Consider the following 18735-nt stretch of genomic DNA (forward strand, 5'->3'; position numbering starts at 1 on the left):
CAGTCCTCAGTACTATCGCCTGGACCACGCCGGCCTCGCGGGGCCTGCCCTTATCTACATTCGAGCGCGGCGACGAACGATTAGGGCCGGCCCGGTACCATCAGGTGTTGGTCCCGGGCCGGCCGAAGGCGTGGCAGAACGGCCTGTCCGCGTTGCCCTCGGCGTCCGACCGCAGCCGGTTGCTCACGTCCGCGGCCAGGACGAGCCGGTCGTCGGCGGCCTTCGGCCGGGGCAGCGCGGCCAGCGTCTGCCGCAACCGGTCGGCGCCGAGGCGGCCGCGTTGCCGCGTGAAATCGGTGGTGGCGGGCTTCCTGTGTCGGCCATCCTGGGCACGTGGCTGACCGCGCGAACTTTGTCGTCGTCCGCGAGAACGGCGAGTACGAGCTGTATCTCTCCCGGTTCGGCGCGGTGGGGATCGACCTCGACCTGCTGGCCGGACCGACGGAAGCGCTCTCGATGGTCCAGCGGCTGAGAGTCGACGACTGGTGGCTGGACGAGGTGCACTGCCAGGGGGCGGCGCTGATCGACCTCGGTCGCAGGGTACTGCTGGTGTTCGCCTGGGAGGGGGCGAGTGTCGTGATGCGCCACAGGGCTGCGGCCCTGGAGCTGTTGCGAGAGGCCTGGGCGGGTTGGGATGTGCGGTGGTCGTACGACGGTCCCGCGGAGTTGCGGAGCTACCTGGGGCTGGATCCTGAGTTCGTACGCGACCGCGGCCACGGTGTTCTCGCCGGAGAGTTGCTGGAACCGGATCCGGAGGACCTGGCCGACCCCGAGCCGATGGTCGCGGTGGTGACGGTCGGGTCGGACCGCTGCTATGTGGTGGCGAACGTTGCCGACCATCCGATCCGGGAGGGGATTTCGCTTCTCGACCGGCTGGACGGCGGTCCGGAGCAGGCGGTGTGTCGTATGCCGGCGGAAGCCGGGGTCCATGTCGATCCGGTTCGGCGCCGGGTGGGCTGGTGGGTGCTCGGGGCGTCGGCCGAGGCGTACGAGATGCCGCAGCGATGGCCGGGCTGGACGGTGGAGTTCTGGCAGGACCGCTGGGAGGAACACGTCCGACGGTCCGGCGGCCGGTTCCGGCCGCCGCCGGTCGACCGCGACCGCGCGCTGGCAGAGATCCGGGCGGCGGTCGCACATCGCCGGGAGACCCGGACGCGTCCGTAGGCGGGCTGCGTCGAGCGCAATGCCCGCGAGCGCGGGACCAACGAGCAGATCGTGAACAGGGCCGGCGGACTACCGGCGCTCGACTTCGGCTGACCCTGACCGATCACTGCGGCCGGGCGATCCTTCGGTCGCCGGGCCGCAATAGTGCGTCATGAGTCGTGTGATGCCTCCGGGGCGGGGAGTCGCTCGGTGTCGGCGCCGAAGGGGAGGAAGACGGTGCGGCTGGCGAGGAGCCAGGCGCCGTCGATCTTGCGGAAGGTGTCCTCGTAGTGGCCGACATTGGCCGGAAGCCTGGGCTCGATGATTCCGCCCGCGTAGCCGTCGACCCGGTACGTCGTCAGGTACGAAACGGCCCGCGCCGTCGTCTCGGACTCCACCGTGACCAGGATGTTTGTCATCAGACGACGTGACAGCCTGTCCGCCGGGCGGGAGGCGAAGTAACAGCGCAGGGCCTCGCGTCCCTCGATGCGCCGGTCCCCGTACGGCCAGTGCCAGAAGCCGTCCGAGGTGAACAGCTCGGCCACCGAGCTCGGGTCACCGAGGTCGAGGCGGTGGATGAAGTCCACGATGATGCGCTCGCAGGCACGTTCCGCGAGCATCCGCTCGACCTGGGGAATGATCTTGTCGTCCATGCCCCTTTCTATCAGCACTAACAGGCTCCAGGGCAACGAGTTTTCCGCATCAGCCCTGGCAGAGAGCGCTCTTCGCTCCCCACCCTCTCCAGTCGATCAGCCGCATCACCCTCAGCGGATCACTGTCCCAGGCCTGAGCCCTGTTCGATTCCCAACCGTGGCTAATGCTGCTCGGAGGCTTGAAAACAGGTACCGAGTACACCTCGGCCAGGGTGCAGCAGTCGTCCTCCCCGTCCAGGAGGTCATCGACGAGCGCATCGACGCCCTCCAGGGTGGTGATGACGACCGGCGCCTTCCCGTGGCCCTTCCGGTACCTGGCTTCGACGCCCTTCGTCGGCATTCGTTCGTCCATGGTGCTTTGTTCCTTCCGTACGCCTTGCTCCGCCGGCCACCGCGACAACCCGGGGCCGGCCGGTGCACTCGGCCGCACTCGCCTGTCGCACCCCGGCCCCGCCCGCGCCCTCGCCGCTGCGCGGGCCGCCCCGGTCCGCTCGTAGGTCTCCCCGGGCGGGAAGGGCTCGGGTGACGGTGCGGGCGCGTACCGTGGGATCCGGAGCGTGCGGAGAGCCGGGGAGGCGGACGTTGCGCACTGTCGGGCGGGCGGCCTGGTACACGATACTGGCGGCGCTGTTGGGGGGAGCGGTGTTCTTCGGCACCCGCAGACTGGCGGACTTCGCCCACCGCACCCACCTTCAGGTGGCCGTCCCGGTGCTGGTGGTCCTGGTCCTGTGGGCCGTCTTCCTCACCTGGTGGGTGCGGCGCGACGACCCGGCCGCGTGGATGGCGGCGCTCGCCGCCCTCGCCACGGGCATGCTGTTCCTCCACATCGCCCTGCTGGACGCCCGGTCGCTGCGCGAGCGCGGTGTGGAGCAGCACTCCCGAATAGCCAAGGTGACCACGAAGTTCAACGCCGACGACACCTCCTACCAGGTCTACACGCTGGAAGCCCTGGACGGTCCGCCGATCAACGGGACGGCCACCGGAAGCTTCGGCGGGTCGAAGGAGGTCGGCGAGACCGTCACCGTCACCACCGACCCGTCCGGCCAGGTCGCCCCGCAACTGGGCAAGCGCCCGAGCGCCGCCGAGCAGCTGTGGATGGGCCGGGTCGACACCGCCCTCGCAGTCCTCCTGGTTCCGGTGCTGGTCGGTTGGACGGTCGAGCGCACCAAGAAGAAGCGCCCCGCCCGGCCCCGTGGTTGACGCGCCGACGCTCGTGGGCGCCGTCCACGGCGTCTCTTCCCCCTGGGAGCCCGTCAGGGGACGGCCGTCGCCGACACCGGCGGGATCAGCACCACCGGCGTGTTCACCGACGACCTTTCCGACGTCCTGTCCGACGGCCTCGACGGTGCCTCCGTCGTACCCGGATCCGTCACCGCCGGCGCGAGCATCACGGCACCGTCCTGACCTGGTCCGGGCGGCCGGGCGTGCCCGACGAGGTGTTCGGGCGCCGAGGGCCGCACGCTGATCGCCCGACGGTCCCGCAGGTACCGACGCACCGCTTCCGCCGTACCCCGCACAGCCCTGGGCACGTGGGCTCCGGGCGCCGTCGCGAACACAGCAACAGGGCCGGGGGGCGGACTATCGTGTCCGGTTCGGGTGCCGGCCGCCTCGCGCGGCAGGAGGAGCGGTCGTTCGGCGGGGGGCGTGCATGCTGAAGGGACTGGCCCAGTGGGGCCAAGAGCTCTACTGGACGAGGATCGGGGACCAGCGCCTCGGCCTGGCCCCGCCGGGCAGCAGGGACCCGGGCCTGCTGCGCAGTGGGTCCACCCCCTGCCTGTTGACGGTCCTGCGGCTGGCGGCGCACCAGGAGCGCGGCAGGAGGAGCGATTCGGACCTGGCGGCGGCGCTGGTGCGTGCGGGTCGCCTTGCCCTGGCGGTCGAGCTGGTTCGCTCGGGCGCCGGTCGGTCCGGGCCGGAGGAGGATCTCGTCCACCTGGTGCGGACGGCGGGCGAGGCCGGGGATCTGGACGGTGCGCGGGCGCTCGCCGAGTCGCTGACCGACCGCGCACTGCGGGACAGCGCCCTGGTCGCCCGCATCCCGGCGGTGGCACGCGCCGGTGACCACGAGGGTGCCGCCGGCCTGGCGCGGACGGTCCGCTACCCGCACAACTGGCCGCGTGCCTGGGCCGGGCTGGCGAAGGCGGTGGCGGACGGCGGTGACCTCCCGGCCGCACTCGGGTACGCCGCCAGAGCCGTCGAGTGCGCCGGCGCCGGCGCTGGCGCGGAGTCGGGGCGCGTGCTCGTGACGGCGATGGAGATCGCGTATGCCGCCGGCGACCATGTTCTGGCGGGCGTGTTCGCCGACCGTGTGGAGGAGCTCGTCCGCCGCGAGGGCCGCAAGGGTACCGGGCAGCGCGCGTTCCTCGTCGCGGTGCTGGCCTTCGAGGCCCGCAACGGCGACCTGGACCGGCTCGACGCCGTGCTGCGCAGCGTGGCCCGTGCCGCCGCCGCGAAGGCGGCCGAGGAGGCCGAGGCCGCGGCGGCGGGGTCGCGGGAGCGTGACGCCGACCCCGATGTCCTGTGCCTCACGATCCGCGCCCGGCCCAGCCCGCACTTCGACGCGAGGATCGTGCCCGAGCTGCTGGAGGCCGTCGCCGAGAGCGCCGACCGGGACGTGGCTCTCGCCCTGGCCGACCGGGCCGAGGAACTGCTCCGCCCCGACGCCGGCTTCGAGGGCTTCGAGGGCTTCGCGCTGCGGGAGGCCGTGACCTTGCTGCTGGCCCGGCACGGGCAGGTCGAGCGGGCCACGGCGCTCGCCGACCGGATCGTCGATCCCGATCTGCGGGCGGCGCGGAAGGCCGGAGTCGTCGAGGCGCTGGCCCGGTCCGGGGACACGGACCGGGCCGAGGCCCTCGCTCATGCCCTGGCCGACCGCCGGGCGCGGAGCCGGGCCTTGATGGCGGTCGTCGGCGAGCTGGCCCGGCGCGGCGACACAGCCCGGGCCGAGGCTCTCGTCCCCGCGATTCCCGACCGCTGGGGGCGGGGCGAGGCACTCGCCGACGTCGTCGGTGCGCTGGCCCGCCAGGGTGAGCCGGAGCGGGCCGAGGACCTGGCCCACACGATCCCCCACGGCCGGGCGCGGGCGCGGGCCCTGGCCGCCCTGGTGGAACGGTCGGAGCCCGCCCGCGCCCGCAGGCTGGCCGCCCGGGCCGTGTTCCTCGGCGGCTGGGCGACGGTCCTCGACGACCTGGAGGAGATCGCCCCCGGTGGGATCGTGGCCATCGCCGACGAGGTGATGAGCCGGCGGAGGGCACGCACTCCCGGCACGGGGGGAGGTGCAACGGCGGGGACGGCCCCCGTGCCCCCGGGCCGTCGGCCGTGACTCGGGGCTGAGAGCGGCGCGGGAACGGACGAGACGGGGCCGACGCCCGTACGGGAGCGGCGCAGGAGCGGGACCCGCCTTCGGCGGTGCACTTCCGAGCCTGGTGCCCGGCGGGGTGGTTCGACAGGACGTTCCGGTGGCGAACCTGACCCGGATCCTGACGATGACCCGCACCAACTTCCGCGCGGCCGACCCGGTCGAGCGGTGGACCGCGCGTGCAGCCTGGGCAGTGCTGACCGCGACGGCCTGGCCGGCGGTGATGTTCACGACCGTTTTCGGAGCCGAGGTCGCCGGGGCTCCCATGGGTGTCGTGACGTGGTCGGCGATCGTCCTCTCTCCGGCGGTCCCGCTCGTCTCGTGGATCGCCGTCACCTCCGAACCCGGCGGACGCCCCGGCGCGCCGGCCCTGACCGTCGTCCTCCTGCTGGCGGCCGTCCTGCTCGTCGTCGCCTTCGTCTGAGCCGAGGACCCGGGAACCCTGCCGGGCCGGCGTGTTCGAGGACGCGCTCAACGCACGGCGGACTCCTCAGCGTTCCGTGGCGGACGAGCCCCGCCACGCCACCGCGGCCGCCCCGGCGCCCAGGGCGGTGCACAGCGGCGAGTAGTACCGCAGGTTCTGCCGCCGGAACCGCTCCGTACGCTCGCTGACCCGTCCGAACACCACCGGCCCGGCCACACCGCGCGCCAGCAGCACCCCGGCGACCGCCAGGACCCCGGCCCGCCGCACCGCCGGCGGCCCGACCCGCGGCAGCACCCGCGCCTCCGCTCCCACCAGGTACGACGCCGCCCCCAGCAGCCCCGCCACCGCCAGGCACGCCCCGGCCGGCGGTACGCCGTCCCCCGTCCCCACCACGACGTCCGCGAACTCCTCCGGCGTCCGCAACGGCCACGGCGTCACCACCCACACGGCGTGCAGCGCCCCCACCGCCGCCAACGCCGCCGACACCGCACCTCCGACGACGCGCACCGGATCAGCCATGTTCGAACCCCTCCCGCAGCCGTTCATGCTTCTCCCACCGTACGGGTGCCAACACCCGACCCGGCGGCCGCCGTCGGGCTTGATCACTCAGCCGGTGCGGAGGTGCTCCCCCGTGCCGGGGCCTGGCCGCAGTCGGCGCGGGCCAGGGGGATTCAGTCGAATACGCGTTCGTTGCGGCGTGGCGTCAGCCCTGGGGATACAACATTCGCAGAGCGGTCACTCACGGTTGGGTGGCCATGCACGGAAGGTGCTGCGCATGAGGTCACCGGCGGATGTTCACGGCGTCACGGGTACGAGGAAGGGGCGGGCCGGGCTGCGCAGGCTGGTCGCCGGAACGGCGGCGATGCTGACTGCCTCGGCGGCCCTGCTGGGGGTCCAGGCCGTACCGGCATCGGCCATCTCGGGCGGCCACCTCGTCACCAGCTCCACCGCCTATCCCTACCAGGTCGCTGTTCTGGGGCCGGTGCAACTCTGCGGTGGGTCGCTCGTCACGCCGCGCTGGGTCCTGACCTCGGCCAGTTGCGTCACCGGCCTCCTTCCGGCCGACGTCGAAGTCCGCGCCGGGTCGGACATGTACTACGCGGGGGGAGTCACCGCCGCGGTGACCCAGGTGGTGATCCACCCCAACTACAACCCGGCCACCTTCGACGCGAATCTCGCCCTGCTCGAACTGGCCTCCCCGCTCACCACGAGCAGCAGCATCAAGCCGGTTCCGCTCGCGAACGCGCTCCCCGCAGCCGGCACAGTCGCCGAGATCACCGGCTGGGGAGCCGAAAACCCTGCCCTCGAGCTTCCCCCCACGCTGAAGGCTGCCGAGCTGACGATGTTCTCTCAGTCGAACTGCCAGAAGTACAAGAACGGACGCCTCACTTCGGGCATGTTCTGCGCCGGCGACCCGACCGGGGTCACTGACACGTGTCCGGAGGACGGCGGGGACCCGCTGGTCCACAACGGCGCCCTGATCGGCGTCTACTCGTGGGGCGGGGCCTGCGGCTTGGCCGCTCCGAACCCCTCGTCCCCCGTCTTCACGAACGTGGTCACGTACGCCTCCTGGATCAACACCGCCACGAACTGAACGGGAGGAGGGAACCGCCGTAGCGAGTGACGACCAGGACTGTCCAGCCGGTCCAGATCCATGAGAGCACGGCGGGGCTGTCACCGACCGGACTGTCCGGCAACGCGCAATAGAGAAATTCCATGGGGCACCGCTTCGGAGCACCGGTTCCATCACTGTGACCGCAGGCCAGGGCCCCACCTACGGGCCCACCCGCCTCACCCTCTGAACGCCCTGGCGTGCCTGGGGGCGGCAAGGAGCAGAGGGTGAGCACGGGTGGGCCAGGGCCGTCAGGCGGGCGGCCAGCCGTGGTGGGCCAGGCCGCCGGGGTCGGTGAGGGCGCCGCGGATGCCGGCGGCGGGGTACGGGATCAGGTCGTCGGGCAGGCCGTCCTCGGTGAACCAGCGCAGGTCCAGGCACTTCTCCGGTTCGCGGTTGACCGGCTCCCCCTCCCACTCGGCGGCGAGGTAGAACAGCCCGAGGCGCAGGGTCGCCGGGTCCTGGTGGTGCAGGACGGTGTAGGCGAGGCGCAGCCGGGCCGGGTCGGTGGTGATCCCGGTCTCCTCCTCCAGTTCGCGGGCGGCGCCGTGGGCCGGCTTCTCGCCGGGGTCGAGCTTGCCGCTGGGGGCGTGCCACTGGCCGTAGCCGTAGGGGCCGCCGCGCTGGGACAGCAGGATCTTGCCGTCCGGGGTGCGCAGGACGACGTGGACGTCCACCACCGGGAGCGGGACGGCCGCGGTGGCGGGGCTGGTGTTGCTGGTGCTCATGTTCTCTCTAACTCCCGTACGGGATTTTGGTGTTGATCGTCGGGGGCGGGACCGCCTCCAGGATGGCCTGTGCGGTCTGCTCGGGGGTCAGGTGGGTGGTGTCCACGGTGTGGAGCCGGTAGCCGAGCCGTTCGAGCACGGGGATGGCCTCCTGGTAGAGCCGCAGCTCGCGGGCGGTGGCGGCGGCGTCGAGTTCGAAGCGGTGCCGGGTGCCGCGGTGGGCGAGGCGGCGCTGCACGGTGTCGGGGTCGGCGGTGAGGAGGACCGCGAGGTCGGGGACGTCCGCGCCCTCGTTGACGGTGAGGAGGAAGTCGGTGTCGACGCCGTCGGCGCGCTGGAGGACGAGGGTGGAGGGCAGGTAGCGGTCCAGCAGCACGGTGGTGCCGGCGGCGCGGCGGGGGCGGACGTCGGTGTCGAGCTGGTGGAGGCGGTCGGCGGCGACGGCCAGGGCGAGGGCGCGGCCGCGCATCGTCGCGGCGCTCGCGCGCACGGCCTGGCCGTAGGGGGTGGCGGAGGGGCCGGTGGCGGTGTGGACGGTGTGTCCGGCCTCCCGCAGGACGCGGGCGGTGGCGGCGACGGCGGTGGACTTGCCCAGGCCGCTGGGCCCGTCCACGGTGAGCAGCAGGCCGTTCACGCGGTCACCTCCCGGCGGGCCGCGGCGGCGTTGCGGTGGTGCTGTTCGCGGGAGATGTCGGCGAGCCAGTCGTACAGCCGGGTGAGGGGGACGTCGCCGAACTGCTGGCCGGTGGCGAAGTTGAACTCGTCGCGGCCGCGCATCGCCTCGTCGGCGCCGTGCCCGGTGAGGTCGACGTCCCGATAGGTCTGCAGGGCCTCGGGGTCCCAGCCCTGCCGGACGAGGTCGGCGAAGACGGGCGAGCCGGGGTAGGGGCGGAAGGTGAACGCGGAGGCTCGGAAGGTGCCGGGCAGGCGGTCGGACAGGGCCCAGAGTGCGCGGATGTGGGCGAGGGTGGCGAGGGCGTCGTCCCTGGTCTCGCCGGGGTAGCCGAGGATGAAGTACCCCTTCACGCCGATGCCCTTCTCCAGCAGCCGGCGGGTGACGGTGAGGGTCATCGCGGGGGTGATCCGCTTGTCCATCGCCTCCAGGACCCGGGCGGAGCCGGATTCGATGCCCAGCGCGACCTCGCGCAGTCCGTTGGCGCGCAGCCGCTCCAGCACGGTGTCGCTCTCGCGGTCGAGGACGTTGATGCGCCCGGTGGCGTCCCACACGTACCTCTCGCCGACGCGCTCGGCGGCGAAGGCGTCCAGGGCGGGGTGGATGACGCGGCGGGCGCCGAGGAAGAGGTCGTCCACCGCGCGGAAGGCCGTGCAGCCGAAGTCGGCGTCGAGCCGGTGCATCTCGGCGATGACGTCCTCGGGGGCGCGGGTGCGGATGCTGACCTCGGGGTTCATGGAGGCGGCGGCGCCGCAGAACCCGCACTCGTAGGGGCAGCCGCGCGAGCACACCAGGTTGGCCTCGATGCGGCCGTCGGCGGCCCGGTACGGGTCCTGGGTGAGGAAGCGGCGGTCGACGGCGAGGGCGTCGATGTCCGGGGCGAGCCAGCGGGTGGTGTCGCCGCGTCGCGGGATGCCGCAGGCGGTGGTGCCGAGCAGGCGGTCGCGCCACATCACCTTCGGCAGTTCGCGGCGCCGGTGGACGTCCCCGAGCAGGGCGGTGACCCGGGTCTCGCCCTCGCCGATCACCAGGGCCTCCAGACGGGCGAAGCGCGGGTCGGCCAGGACGCGCCGCGGGTCGGCCTTGGCGTGGTGGCCGCCGGCCATCAGCGCGATCTCCGGGTCCAGGGCGGCGGCGATCCGCGCCGTCAGCTCGTACGTCGGGGCGAGGAGGTTGAACGCGGCCCAGCGCGGCCGCAGCGCGTTGACGAGGTCGGCGGTGCGCCGGATGCCGAGTCCGTGGGCCTCGGCGTCCAGGATCCCGACGTTGAAGCCGTGCGCGGCGGCGTGGGTGGCGATGTAGCCCATGCCGAGGACCGGCAGCGTGTAGTCGTTGACGCGCGGGCGCAGGCCGTAGTCGCGCAGCGGGGCGTTGACGAACAGGCAGTCGAGGGCGCGGTCCGGGTCGGCCCCGGCGACCAGGTCATGGGTGGTGCGGGTCTGTTCCTCCGAGCTGATCGGTGCGGGCATGGGCCCCCCAGGTGAGTGTCGACAGAGTGAGGGTGTGCAGGTGGCGCGGTGCGTTGCCGGCCAGGTGGTGCCAGTGCGCGCCGAACAGGGCCTCGGTCTTCTTCGGTTTGTCGGCGGCGGGCCAGGGGTGGTCGGGGGCGATCCGGGCGGCCCAGGTGCGGACCGCGAGGTCGGCGTGCGGGTACACGGAGAAGTCGCCGGTGAAGTCGGCGGCCGCCGCGGCCGCCGTCCAGGGCCCGATCCGCGGCACGCCGACGAGCTCGGCGGCCAGGGCCGGGGCCTCCAGCTGCTCCCAGCGGGTGCGGTGCTCCAGGTAGGCGCCGGCGGCCGCGCGCAGAGCGGTGCGGTGGAACGTCGTTCCGACGGCGGCGAACTGCTCGTCGGTCAGGGTGAGGACGGTCTCGGGCGTCGGCGCGGTGCGGAGGGCGCGGCCGGGGCCGCTGTCGGGGCCGTTGCCGGGGGCGGGGGCGGGCAGTTCGGTGCCGTGGGCCGCGCACCAGCCGCGGTAGAGGCGGCGGGCCTGGTCGGCGCGGACGACCTGGCGCAGGACCGCGGTGGTGATCGCGTCCCACAGCCACGGGTTGGCCACGCGCACGCTCGGCCCGAGACCGCGCAGGCCGGTGAGGAGGGCGGCCGGGACGGTGTCGGGCAGCGACGTCGGGTCGGTGGTGACAAGGGTGGGCTTGGTGTCCTCCGTGCCGTCCACGCAGGCCAGGTCGAGGCCGTCGGGGGTGAGGGTGGCCAGCCACTGGCCGTCGGCGGTGCGCAGGGGGCGCTGCCGGTGACCGGTGGCGGTGTTCTCCTGCCAGGCTGGGTGATCGGTCGTCAGGACGGTGTGCACGGGGAGCTCCTTGCCTCGGGTGCCGCGACGGGTCGCCCCAGCTTGCCAACTCCGGGCGGCCGCCGGGGCCGGTTCGGCCGGGATCCCGCCGGTGCCGCAGCGCCGGAGTGCCGGGGTTGCGGGGCCAGGGCCGGTCAGCGTTGTGCGGGCGGGAGGTCGATCACGCCGGCGGCGGCGAGGCTCCCGTAGAGCGCGTGGTGCTCGGCGTCGGTCATCCGGCGCGAGTGCACCGGTTCCCCGCCGTCGACGGGCGCGGGCCAGGCGGAGACCGGCGGGATCAGGTCGGCGGCGGCGTGGGCGGCGGCGCTGTAGGGACCGCGCAGCATGAGGGTGGTGGTGCCGGGCAGCATGACGGCCCGGTGCACGAGTGCGGGCGCGAGGGTGTAGGCGCTGCCGGGGAGTTCGGTGGTGGTGATGGCCGGGCGCAGGTCGCGGGAGGTGAACGGGCCGTCGGCGCGGTCATCGGTACGGCCGTCGGTACGAGGAAGACGGTGTGGAGGTAGCCGCCGGTCAGGACCCGGGCGGTGAACGGGTAGGCGTGGTCGTCGGGAGCAGTTGGTTGCCGGGGCGGGGGTTGGTGTTGAGGCGGATCTCGTACCCGAGGCCGTCCGCCGCGGACAGGACGAGCCGGTCCAGCAGCAGGGTGTTGCGGGAGGCCTCGTACCGTTCCGGGGCGAGGACGGTGGTGGTGACCAGGTAGGACAGGCGGACGCGGTCGGCGGCGAGACGGCGGAGGACGCCGGACTGGGCGTGGATCCGCGGCAGGTCGGCGGCGCGCAGGTCGGGGATGTCCTCCAGCCGGGTTTCGGCGGTCCGGGCCGCACCGGCCGGGCGGGGTTCGGTGAGGCGCGCGCGGGCGTCGACGGCGGCGGCCCGGTACGCGTCCGGGGTCAGCGGCGCGCTGCCCGGGACCAGCGCGTGCGTCGTGATGAGCTGCGCGCTGTCGGGGAACCCCGTGAGCCGGGTCGTGGCACCGGAGTGGAGGAGGCAGGTCTGCCCGGGGGCCAGGGAGCGCAGGTACTGCGGCCGGTCGTGGTCGATGTCGTCCCGGTCGCGGTAGAGGGCGAGGCCCAGGGTGCCGACGAGCAGGAGGAGGGTGGTGGGGCGGTCGGCGGGCCGGGGCTCGGCGGGGGTGGTGCCGTCGGGCAGGCGCAGGTACCAGGCCGGTCGACCGTCGCGGGCAGCGGCGTCGTCAGTACGGCACGGGGCGGGTGGAGGAGCCTCATCCGGCAGGCCGTGTCCACCATCTGCGTCCAGGTCCGTGCCCGCAGCCGTCGCTTCAGCGAGTTCAGGTGCTCGCGCACCGCCTCGGCCGTCGTTCCCGTCGTCCCCGTCGTTGTCCCCAGGGCGTCCTGACGTTCGGGCACGGCGCTGACGGCGGCCGCGATCTCGATCGCATTCAGGTCGGTGACCAGGTGGCTCAGCGCCAGAGCCTCGGGCCCGGTGATCTCCTCGGTGATGTGGTGGCCGCACCGCAGGACCAGGGGTTCGTGGACCTTCGGCAGCGGGCGGGCGTCCGTGCGGGAGGCCGTCATCGCGGCCCCCAGTTCCACGGGGCGGGGTGCGCGCCACGCAGGCACGCGAGGCGGTGGGCGGCCTGCCGACGGGCGCCGGCGTCGAGCCGGGCGCGGCGCACCGTGTCCATCACCGCGGTGAGGACAACGACATCGCGTACGACCTGGTAGCCGGACCAGGCGCCGATGTAGGGATGGTCCACGGCCTGGTCTTCGCGTTCGTAGGAGAGGTAGGTGTCGGCGTAGGTGCGGTGGTCCTCGCGGGGGCCGGTGAGCAGTTCGGAGCGCCAGCGGGCGGCGACGAGGTCCCACTCCCTGTGGCCGCGCGTCAGCGGGCGGCGCAGCAGGAGTCCGACGTGGGTGCCGTCGTCGTGGACAGGGGCCATGCCGAGGGCGCCGAGGACGACGCTGTCCGGTGTCGGCCAGTCGAGGTAGTCCCACTCCTCGCGCAGCCGGGCCGCGCGTTCGCGCAGGAAGCGGCGGGCGGTGTCGTCCAGCGGGGCGTCGTCCAGGCCGTCCAGCAGCCCGGCGAACGGGTCGTGCTCGCGCAGCCAGGGCGCGGACGCGGGGTCGATGCGGTGGGTGAGGGCCGTCACCCACGCGGACAGGGACGTGTCGGGGCTCCGCTGCCCCGGGTCCGGCCAGAAGGTGACGGCCCGGCCCTCGGCGCACGCGCGGACGTCCCTGTACCAGGGGGATGTGACGGCGACCCGGTGGTCCCGGAGGAACTGTGCGCCCTTGATCAGGGCCCAGGCCTCGTCCGGGTCCGGGTGCACGATGGCGAGCGCGCGCGAGGCGGGCGGCGACCACAGGTGGTTCGGGCTGTCGCTGACCAGCTCGGCCCGCCCGGCGTCGTCGGCGGTGGCCACGCAGGCCTGCGTCAGAGCCTCGAAGGAGGCGGCGACGTCCAGCCTGCGGGCCGGGGTGGTGGTCTTGAGCAGCGTTCTGGTGCGCGGTCCGACGCTCATGGCGCAGTCCTCGGGTACGGGGTGGACGGATGGACGGGAGGGGAATCTGCCGGGAGACCCCCGACCTCGCGGTGTGTGTGTGCGGGCCCGGCCGGGCTCCCAAGGCCGGGCCCGCACACCGGGTGGCACCGTCTGCGGGAACGGCGCCACCCGGAACCGCAGGACCCACCCCTCGTACGGGGCCCTGCGGGTGTCCGGGCCCGCCCCCTCCCGGAGGGAGCGAGGGAAGCGGCCCTGGACGCGGTGAGCGTGCGCGCCCCGTGCGGGCGGGACGGTGCTCTTCCGCCACCCGCCGCCGTGTTGCTCCCGGGGCGGGTGTTCCGGAGTCCGGTGGCACCTGGGTGTGAGGCAGCAGGTGCTACCGGAGGCCTACGAGGTGCCGGTCACGCCGGTATTCGGTCGAGCGCCGGCTGCCCGGGCAGCCGGCCCACGGCGGGCCGAGGCCGGAACTCCCGCACGAGCGCGTCCGTGCGCGGCGCCGCGGCCCGCAGGCCGACCTGCTCGCCCATGGTGGCTGCCGGACGCACTTGCTCGGGAAGCCCGATCTCGGCCCAGATTTCCTTGCCACCCTCGGGGAGCTCTTCGACGCCGAACCGGGACACGACCGCCGTGACCAGCATCAGCCCGCGGCCGCAGGTCGCCTCGTCGGTGGCCGACCGGTACTCGGGGCGGCCGAGCCCCGGGTCGGTCACGGACACCCGCAGCACACCCGTGTCGTACCGCAGGCAGGCGGTCAGCATCACGTCCGGCCGCTCGCCGCCGCAGCCGTGCATGACGGCGTTCGTGCCGAGTTCGCTCAGCACGAGCTGCACATCGTCCAGTACGGCGTCCTGCTGCCAGCTGTCCAAGCCGAGCGTCGGCAGCACCGCCTTCGCCCAGCGGCGGAGATCGCCGATCCGCTCCCGTTCGGCAGGGAACTCGATGTCGGCCATGAGGCGGGTGTCCGGCCCCCGGGCCTCGTCGGTGGAACCTTCACTGCTTGCGGCATACACGGCATACCTCCGCTGGGAGCCACCCGTCGAGGCTCTCGGCAGGTGTTCGGGGAAGCGGTCAACCGACCGCACGACGCGGCAAGGTGTCTCGCTCGCCGTCGTTCTACGCGTGCTCGGGCATCACGGCCGCCGCTCACTCACCGAAGGCGAGTCCCTGCGGTCCGTGACATTGAGCATGGCGGCTGACCCAGCGTCAGTGCAAGCCCATCCATGAAATTTGTGAATTCTCATTTGGTGATGAGAGTTGCCGCTCCATCGAACAGGGAGCTGCTGGCGACCCACTCGACTGACGGGGCACACTGGCCACCCAGGCCTGGATAGCGAGAATTGGGGGTACCCATGGCGGAAGCCACGGTTCGGCAGCGCCAACTCGGCCGCCAGCTCCGTACGATCAGAGAGACGCGTCACCTCACGCTGGAGGACGTCGAGCAGGCCACGGGCATCACCAGCGCGAAGTTGTCACGGATAGAGCTGGCCAGGTCGGCTGCCAAGCCGGCCGATGTCCGGGTGCTGGCTCAGATGTACGAGTGCGACGAGCAGCTTGTCGAGTCGCTTGTGGCAGTCGCCCGGGATGGGAAGAAGCGCGGATGGTGGCTCAACTACGGGGAGGTCCTGTCGCCATGGCTGGCCGACCAGATCAGCCTTGAGGAAGACGCCACCACGTTCCGGACCTACCAGGTACAGCTCATCCCGGGCCTGTTCCAGACGGCGGGCTACGCTCGCGCGGTCCACACGCGGCTGGCGATCGGGGCGACTTCGGAGGACGTGGAGGCGCGCGTCCGGATCCGAAGGGAACGTCAGGCCATCCTCACCCAGCCCAAGCCGGTGGAGATGCAGGCGGTCATCCACGAGACAGCGATTCGCAGTCTGGTCGGGGGCGCTCAGACGATGCGCGAACAGTTGGAGAAGCTGCTTGAGCTCGCGGTGCTTCCCAACATCACCATCCAGGTGATGCCGTCGGAGACCGGTGTCCACCAGGGCATGAACGGCCCATTCTCCGTCCTCGGCTTCCCCAACGGCAATCTCGACGTCGTGCTGCTCGAGGGGCTGCTGACCAGTGAGTGGGTCGAGGAACCCGAGCGCGTCACCGTCTTCGACCGAGCGTTCCGCGACATCGTCGCCGAGGCCTGGTCACTCGACCAGTCGCTCGAGTTCATCACCGCACAGAAAGACAGGCTGAAGTGACATTCGTCCCCAACTCCACCACCCTGACGGTCAGGTGGAAGAAGAGCACTCACAGCGGCGGCAACGGCGACTGCCTTGAGATGGCCACCAGCGGAGACATCCGATACGTACGCGACTCGAAGGACCCCGCAGGCCCCGCGCTGGCCTTCAGCGCTGCAGCCCACAGCTCCTTCATCGCTGCCGCAGCAACCGGCATGTTCGACTTCGATCTCATCTGACCCGTGCGACACCATGGTCCGGCGCACTTCCCGCGCCGGACCATGGTGCCGTTCCACCCATGGCCGCAGCCGACGAACAGCCCCGGCCCGAGCAGTTGGCGAACTGCGGCCAGAACGGTCCTCTCCTTGTCCGGCGCGATCCCGTGTTCGTCCCAACGCTGCTGCGGGACTTCAGGTTCGTGAAGCTACTGCACGAGTTCTCCGGCATCACGCTCACCGGGCCGAAGGCAGGCCGCCGCATCGGGCTGATGGCGGACGCGTTCGGTACGTACTTCCTCACCCACTCGCGCGGCGAAGTCCTCAACGCCAAGCGGATGCTGGGCTCCGAGAAGTCCTACTACCAAGGCGGAGCCGCCGGACCTCGTGAAGCCGGACGCATCGAACCGATCGCCGTGTGACGGGGCCTTCGCCCTGGTGAGCGTGGTCGCCGCGGGACGAGCGGACCTCGTCCCGCGGCGACCACGTCGCGTTGCGGGGCCAACCGTACAGTCGGTGTTCAATTGTGATTGAATATGTGGCTTTTGGAGCAGTCATGAGCAGATCCTCGCCTCCGGGGTCTTGACGCCCGCCCGGACGGCAGGCTTTCCTGTGACCCGAACGTTCGATTGCGGTGGCTTCTGTTTGTATGTGTTGATACTCGCCCCCTGGGCGGGAAGCACCTCCGACCTGCCGTCAGAAGCCGGTCGACCGGCGGCACTTCACTCCGCCCCACTCTCGGGCCCCCGGCGACCTGGAAATCTCCCGTCCCGTCACAGTGGAGCTCCCCCATGCCCCTTGCCGCACCACAAAGGCTTCGACGATCCCTGACCGCGGCGACGACCGCGCTCACCCTCCTCGCCGGCGGAGGCGCGCTCGCCGCCATGGCCGCCGTCGGCCTCGACGTCGCCACCGCACCCCCGGCGGCCGCGGTGGAGAACACCCTGGCCCGCACCCCGCAGATGGGCTTCAACAACTGGAACTCCACCCACTGCCGGGCCGAGTTCGACGAGTCGATGGTCAAGGGCATCGCCGACCTCTTCGTCTCCCAGGGCCTCAAGGAGGCCGGCTACACCTACGTCAACCTGGACGACTGCTGGGCACTGCCGGTCCGTGACGCCGCCGGCAACCTGGTGCCCGATCCGGTGCGCTTCCCGAACGGCATCAAGGCGGTCGCCGACTACGTCCACTCCAAGGGCCTGAAGTTCGGCCTGTACTCCAGCGCCGGCACCTCGACCTGCGACGTACCGGGCTTCCCCGGAGGCCTCGGCCACGAGCAGCAGGACGCGAACCAGTGGGCCTCCTGGGGCGTCGACTACCTCAAGTACGACAACTGCAACAACCTGGGACTGGACGCCAAGCAGCGCTACACGGCGATGGGTGAGGCCCTGAAGGCCACCGGCCGCCCGATCCTGTACAGCATTTGCGAGTGGGGCAGCAACCAGCCCTGGACCTGGGCCGAACCGCTCGGCAACTCCTGGCGCACCACCGGCGACATCTCCGACTCCTGGTCCAGCATGATCGCCATCGCGCACGCCAACCAGGCGCTCGCGCCGTACGCCGGGCCCGGGCACTGGAACGACCCGGACATGCTGGAGGTCGGCAACGGCGGCATGACCGACACCGAGTACCGCACCCACTTCAGCCTCTGGGCCGAGATGTCCGCCCCGCTGCTGATCGGCAGCGACCTGCGCACCGCGAGCCCGGCCACCCTCACGATCCTGAAGAACACCGACGTCATCGCCGTCGACCAGGACCCGCTCGGCGCCCAGGGAACCGTCATCGCCGACTCCGACGGCCTGGTCGTCATGAGCAAGCCGCTCGCCGACGGAAGCCGCGCGATCACGCTGACCAACGAGACCACCGCCCCGCGGACCGTCAGCACCACCGCGGCGGCCGCCGGCATCGGCGGCGCGCACTCGTACACCGTCAAGGACCTCTGGTCGAAGGAGACCACCACCTCCCGTGGTGCGATCAGCGCCTCGGTGCCCTCCCACGGCACCGTGATGTACCGGGTCACCCCGCAGACCCCGACCCCGCTGCCCACCGGCCTCCTCCGGCTCGGCGACCTGGCCTGGACCTCGGCCAGCAACGGCTGGGGCCCGGTCGAGCGCGACCACAGCAACGGCGAGGCCGCCGCCGGCGACGGGCACCCCCTCACCATCGGCGGCACCACCTACGCCAAGGGCCTCGGCGTGCACGCCGCCTCCGACATTCGGTACCACCTCGGCGGCACCTGCCGGAACCTCACCGTGGACGTCGGAGTCGACGACGAGTCCGGCACCAACGGCTCGGCGGTCTTCCGGATCTACCGCGACCGGACCCTGGTCGCCGACAGCGGCGTCCGCCGCGGCACCGACGGGCCGCTGCGCCTGAGCGCGGACCTGACCGGCGGCGGCGACCTGCGCCTGCTGGTCACCGACGCCGGCGACGGCGACACCTTCGACCACGCCGACTGGGCGGACCCCCGCATCGCCTGCGGCACGGGCCCGAGCACCGGCGCCCACGCCCTCAGCGACCTGGCCTGGTCCAGCGCCAGCAACGGCTGGGGCCCGGTCGAGCGCGACCAGAGCAACGGCGAGACGGCCGCCGGCGACGGGCACCCCCTCACCATCGGCGGCACCACCTACGCCAAGGGCCTCGGCGTGCACGCCCCCTCCGCCGTCAGCTACTACCTCGGCGGCACCTGCACCAACCTGAGCACCGACGTGGGCGTCGACGCCGAGTCGGGAATCCGCGGCTCCGTGGTGTTCCAGATCCTCGCGGACGGCGTCAAGGTCGCCGACAGCGGGACGCTGACCGGCACGAAGGCAGCCGTGCACCTCAGCGTCCCGCTCACCGGCGCCAACGAGCTCACCCTCCAGGTCACCGACGCCGGCGACGGCAACACCTCCGACCACGCCGACTGGGCGGCTCCCGTGCTCACCTGCACCTGAGCCGACCCGCCACCAGGCGCGGGGGGGGGGGGGGGGCGGCGGCCC

The 18735-nt window shown here is 72.5% G+C and carries 21 protein-coding genes; 9 read left to right on the top strand and 12 right to left on the bottom strand.

The genetic code is table 11. The features are described from left to right. Window positions 1-100 precede the first annotated feature (100 nt). Window positions 101-256: a hypothetical protein gene (locus ACFWJ4_RS36375; RefSeq protein ID WP_380552247.1), complete on the bottom strand. Its 156-nt coding sequence runs from the start codon at window positions 254-256 to the stop codon at window positions 101-103. 77 nt (window positions 257-333) lie between these two features. On the opposite strand from ACFWJ4_RS36375, the gene ACFWJ4_RS36380 reads away from it, so the two are divergent. Further along, window positions 334-1164, top strand: a complete 831-nt coding sequence (locus tag ACFWJ4_RS36380) for a hypothetical protein (protein ID WP_380552250.1) — start codon at window positions 334-336, stop codon at window positions 1162-1164. Between the two features lie 149 nt (window positions 1165-1313). Here the strand turns inward: ACFWJ4_RS36380 and ACFWJ4_RS36385 are convergent, their stop codons facing one another. Beyond that, complete coding sequence (locus tag ACFWJ4_RS36385) at window positions 1314-1796, bottom strand: nuclear transport factor 2 family protein (RefSeq protein WP_380552253.1); 483 nt, start codon at window positions 1794-1796, stop codon at window positions 1314-1316. Between the two features lie 49 nt (window positions 1797-1845). Next, window positions 1846-2148 (bottom strand): hypothetical protein, encoded by a 303-nt coding sequence (locus ACFWJ4_RS36390; RefSeq protein ID WP_380552256.1) that lies wholly within the window; start codon window positions 2146-2148, stop codon window positions 1846-1848. A gap of 230 nt (window positions 2149-2378) precedes the next feature. On the opposite strand from ACFWJ4_RS36390, the gene ACFWJ4_RS36395 reads away from it, so the two are divergent. The 3 genes from ACFWJ4_RS36395 (at window position 2379) to ACFWJ4_RS36405 (ending at window position 5578) form a co-directional block, all read left to right on the top strand. Then, window positions 2379-2996, top strand: coding sequence for a hypothetical protein (locus ACFWJ4_RS36395; RefSeq protein ID WP_380552259.1), 618 nt, complete (start codon window positions 2379-2381; stop codon window positions 2994-2996). 448 nt (window positions 2997-3444) lie between these two features. Then, a complete protein-coding gene (locus ACFWJ4_RS36400; protein WP_380552261.1) occupies window positions 3445-5118 on the top strand; it encodes a hypothetical protein in 1674 nt (557 codons plus the stop codon). Between the two features lie 136 nt (window positions 5119-5254). Beyond that, window positions 5255-5578, top strand: a complete 324-nt coding sequence (locus ACFWJ4_RS36405) for a hypothetical protein (protein WP_380552264.1) — start codon at window positions 5255-5257, stop codon at window positions 5576-5578. Window positions 5579-5644: 66 nt separating this feature from the next. On the opposite strand, the gene ACFWJ4_RS36410 is transcribed toward ACFWJ4_RS36405, so the two are convergent. Next, the gene (locus ACFWJ4_RS36410; RefSeq protein WP_380552266.1) at window positions 5645-6097 is read right to left on the bottom strand and encodes a DUF3995 domain-containing protein; all 453 of its coding nucleotides are present in this window, start codon (window positions 6095-6097) and stop codon (window positions 5645-5647) included. A 256-nt stretch (window positions 6098-6353) separates the two neighbouring features. Between ACFWJ4_RS36410 and ACFWJ4_RS36415 the strand changes: the two genes are divergently transcribed. Further along, window positions 6354-7172 carry a serine protease gene (locus ACFWJ4_RS36415; RefSeq protein ID WP_380552300.1) on the top strand — a complete coding sequence of 273 codons (819 nt, stop codon included), beginning with the start codon at window positions 6354-6356 and terminating at the stop codon, window positions 7170-7172. A gap of 269 nt (window positions 7173-7441) precedes the next feature. Here ACFWJ4_RS36415 and ACFWJ4_RS36420 read toward each other — a convergent pair whose 3' ends face one another. The 8 genes from ACFWJ4_RS36420 to ACFWJ4_RS36455 all read right to left on the bottom strand — a co-directional run bounded on the left by ACFWJ4_RS36420 (window position 7442) and on the right by ACFWJ4_RS36455 (window position 14315). Continuing rightward, complete coding sequence (locus tag ACFWJ4_RS36420) at window positions 7442-7918, bottom strand: NUDIX domain-containing protein (protein ID WP_380552269.1); 477 nt, start codon at window positions 7916-7918, stop codon at window positions 7442-7444. 7 nt (window positions 7919-7925) lie between these two features. After that, window positions 7926-8552: a dTMP kinase gene (locus ACFWJ4_RS36425; RefSeq protein ID WP_380552272.1), complete on the bottom strand. Its 627-nt coding sequence runs from the start codon at window positions 8550-8552 to the stop codon at window positions 7926-7928. Continuing rightward, a complete protein-coding gene (locus ACFWJ4_RS36430) occupies window positions 8549-10060 on the bottom strand; it encodes a B12-binding domain-containing radical SAM protein (RefSeq protein ID WP_380552275.1) in 1512 nt (503 codons plus the stop codon). Before ACFWJ4_RS36430 ends, ACFWJ4_RS36425 begins: the two co-directional genes overlap by 4 nt. Continuing rightward, window positions 10014-10901, bottom strand: coding sequence for a hypothetical protein (locus ACFWJ4_RS36435; protein ID WP_380552278.1), 888 nt, complete (start codon window positions 10899-10901; stop codon window positions 10014-10016). The genes ACFWJ4_RS36430 and ACFWJ4_RS36435 overlap by 47 nt, the downstream gene beginning before the upstream one ends. A gap of 134 nt (window positions 10902-11035) precedes the next feature. Further along, entirely contained in the window at window positions 11036-11266 is a 231-nt protein-coding gene (locus ACFWJ4_RS36440) for a hypothetical protein (protein ID WP_380552280.1), read from the bottom strand. A 145-nt stretch (window positions 11267-11411) separates the two neighbouring features. Continuing rightward, complete coding sequence (locus tag ACFWJ4_RS36445; RefSeq protein WP_380552283.1) at window positions 11412-12374, bottom strand: hypothetical protein; 963 nt, start codon at window positions 12372-12374, stop codon at window positions 11412-11414. Window positions 12375-12432: 58 nt separating this feature from the next. Further along, window positions 12433-13383, bottom strand: coding sequence for a hypothetical protein (locus tag ACFWJ4_RS36450; protein WP_380552286.1), 951 nt, complete (start codon window positions 13381-13383; stop codon window positions 12433-12435). A gap of 383 nt (window positions 13384-13766) precedes the next feature. Further along, complete coding sequence (locus ACFWJ4_RS36455; protein WP_380552288.1) at window positions 13767-14315, bottom strand: ATP-binding protein; 549 nt, start codon at window positions 14313-14315, stop codon at window positions 13767-13769. Window positions 14316-14714: 399 nt separating this feature from the next. Here ACFWJ4_RS36455 and ACFWJ4_RS36460 point away from each other — a divergent pair, with 399 nt between their 5' ends. The 4 genes from ACFWJ4_RS36460 to ACFWJ4_RS36475 all read left to right on the top strand — a co-directional run bounded on the left by ACFWJ4_RS36460 (window position 14715) and on the right by ACFWJ4_RS36475 (window position 18690). Then, window positions 14715-15560, top strand: a complete 846-nt coding sequence (locus ACFWJ4_RS36460; protein WP_380552291.1) for a helix-turn-helix domain-containing protein — start codon at window positions 14715-14717, stop codon at window positions 15558-15560. Next, window positions 15557-15778, top strand: a complete 222-nt coding sequence (locus ACFWJ4_RS36465; protein WP_359907669.1) for a DUF397 domain-containing protein — start codon at window positions 15557-15559, stop codon at window positions 15776-15778. Before ACFWJ4_RS36460 ends, ACFWJ4_RS36465 begins: the two co-directional genes overlap by 4 nt. 59 nt (window positions 15779-15837) lie before the next feature. After that, complete coding sequence (locus ACFWJ4_RS36470; protein ID WP_380552294.1) at window positions 15838-16176, top strand: hypothetical protein; 339 nt, start codon at window positions 15838-15840, stop codon at window positions 16174-16176. A gap of 369 nt (window positions 16177-16545) precedes the next feature. Beyond that, window positions 16546-18690, top strand: a complete 2145-nt coding sequence (locus ACFWJ4_RS36475; RefSeq protein WP_380552297.1) for an NPCBM/NEW2 domain-containing protein — start codon at window positions 16546-16548, stop codon at window positions 18688-18690. The last annotated feature ends 45 nt before the right edge of the window (window positions 18691-18735 follow it).

Source organism: Kitasatospora sp. NPDC127067 (assembly GCF_042724755.1).
Classification (GTDB): domain Bacteria; phylum Actinomycetota; class Actinomycetes; order Streptomycetales; family Streptomycetaceae; genus Kitasatospora; species Kitasatospora lactacystinica.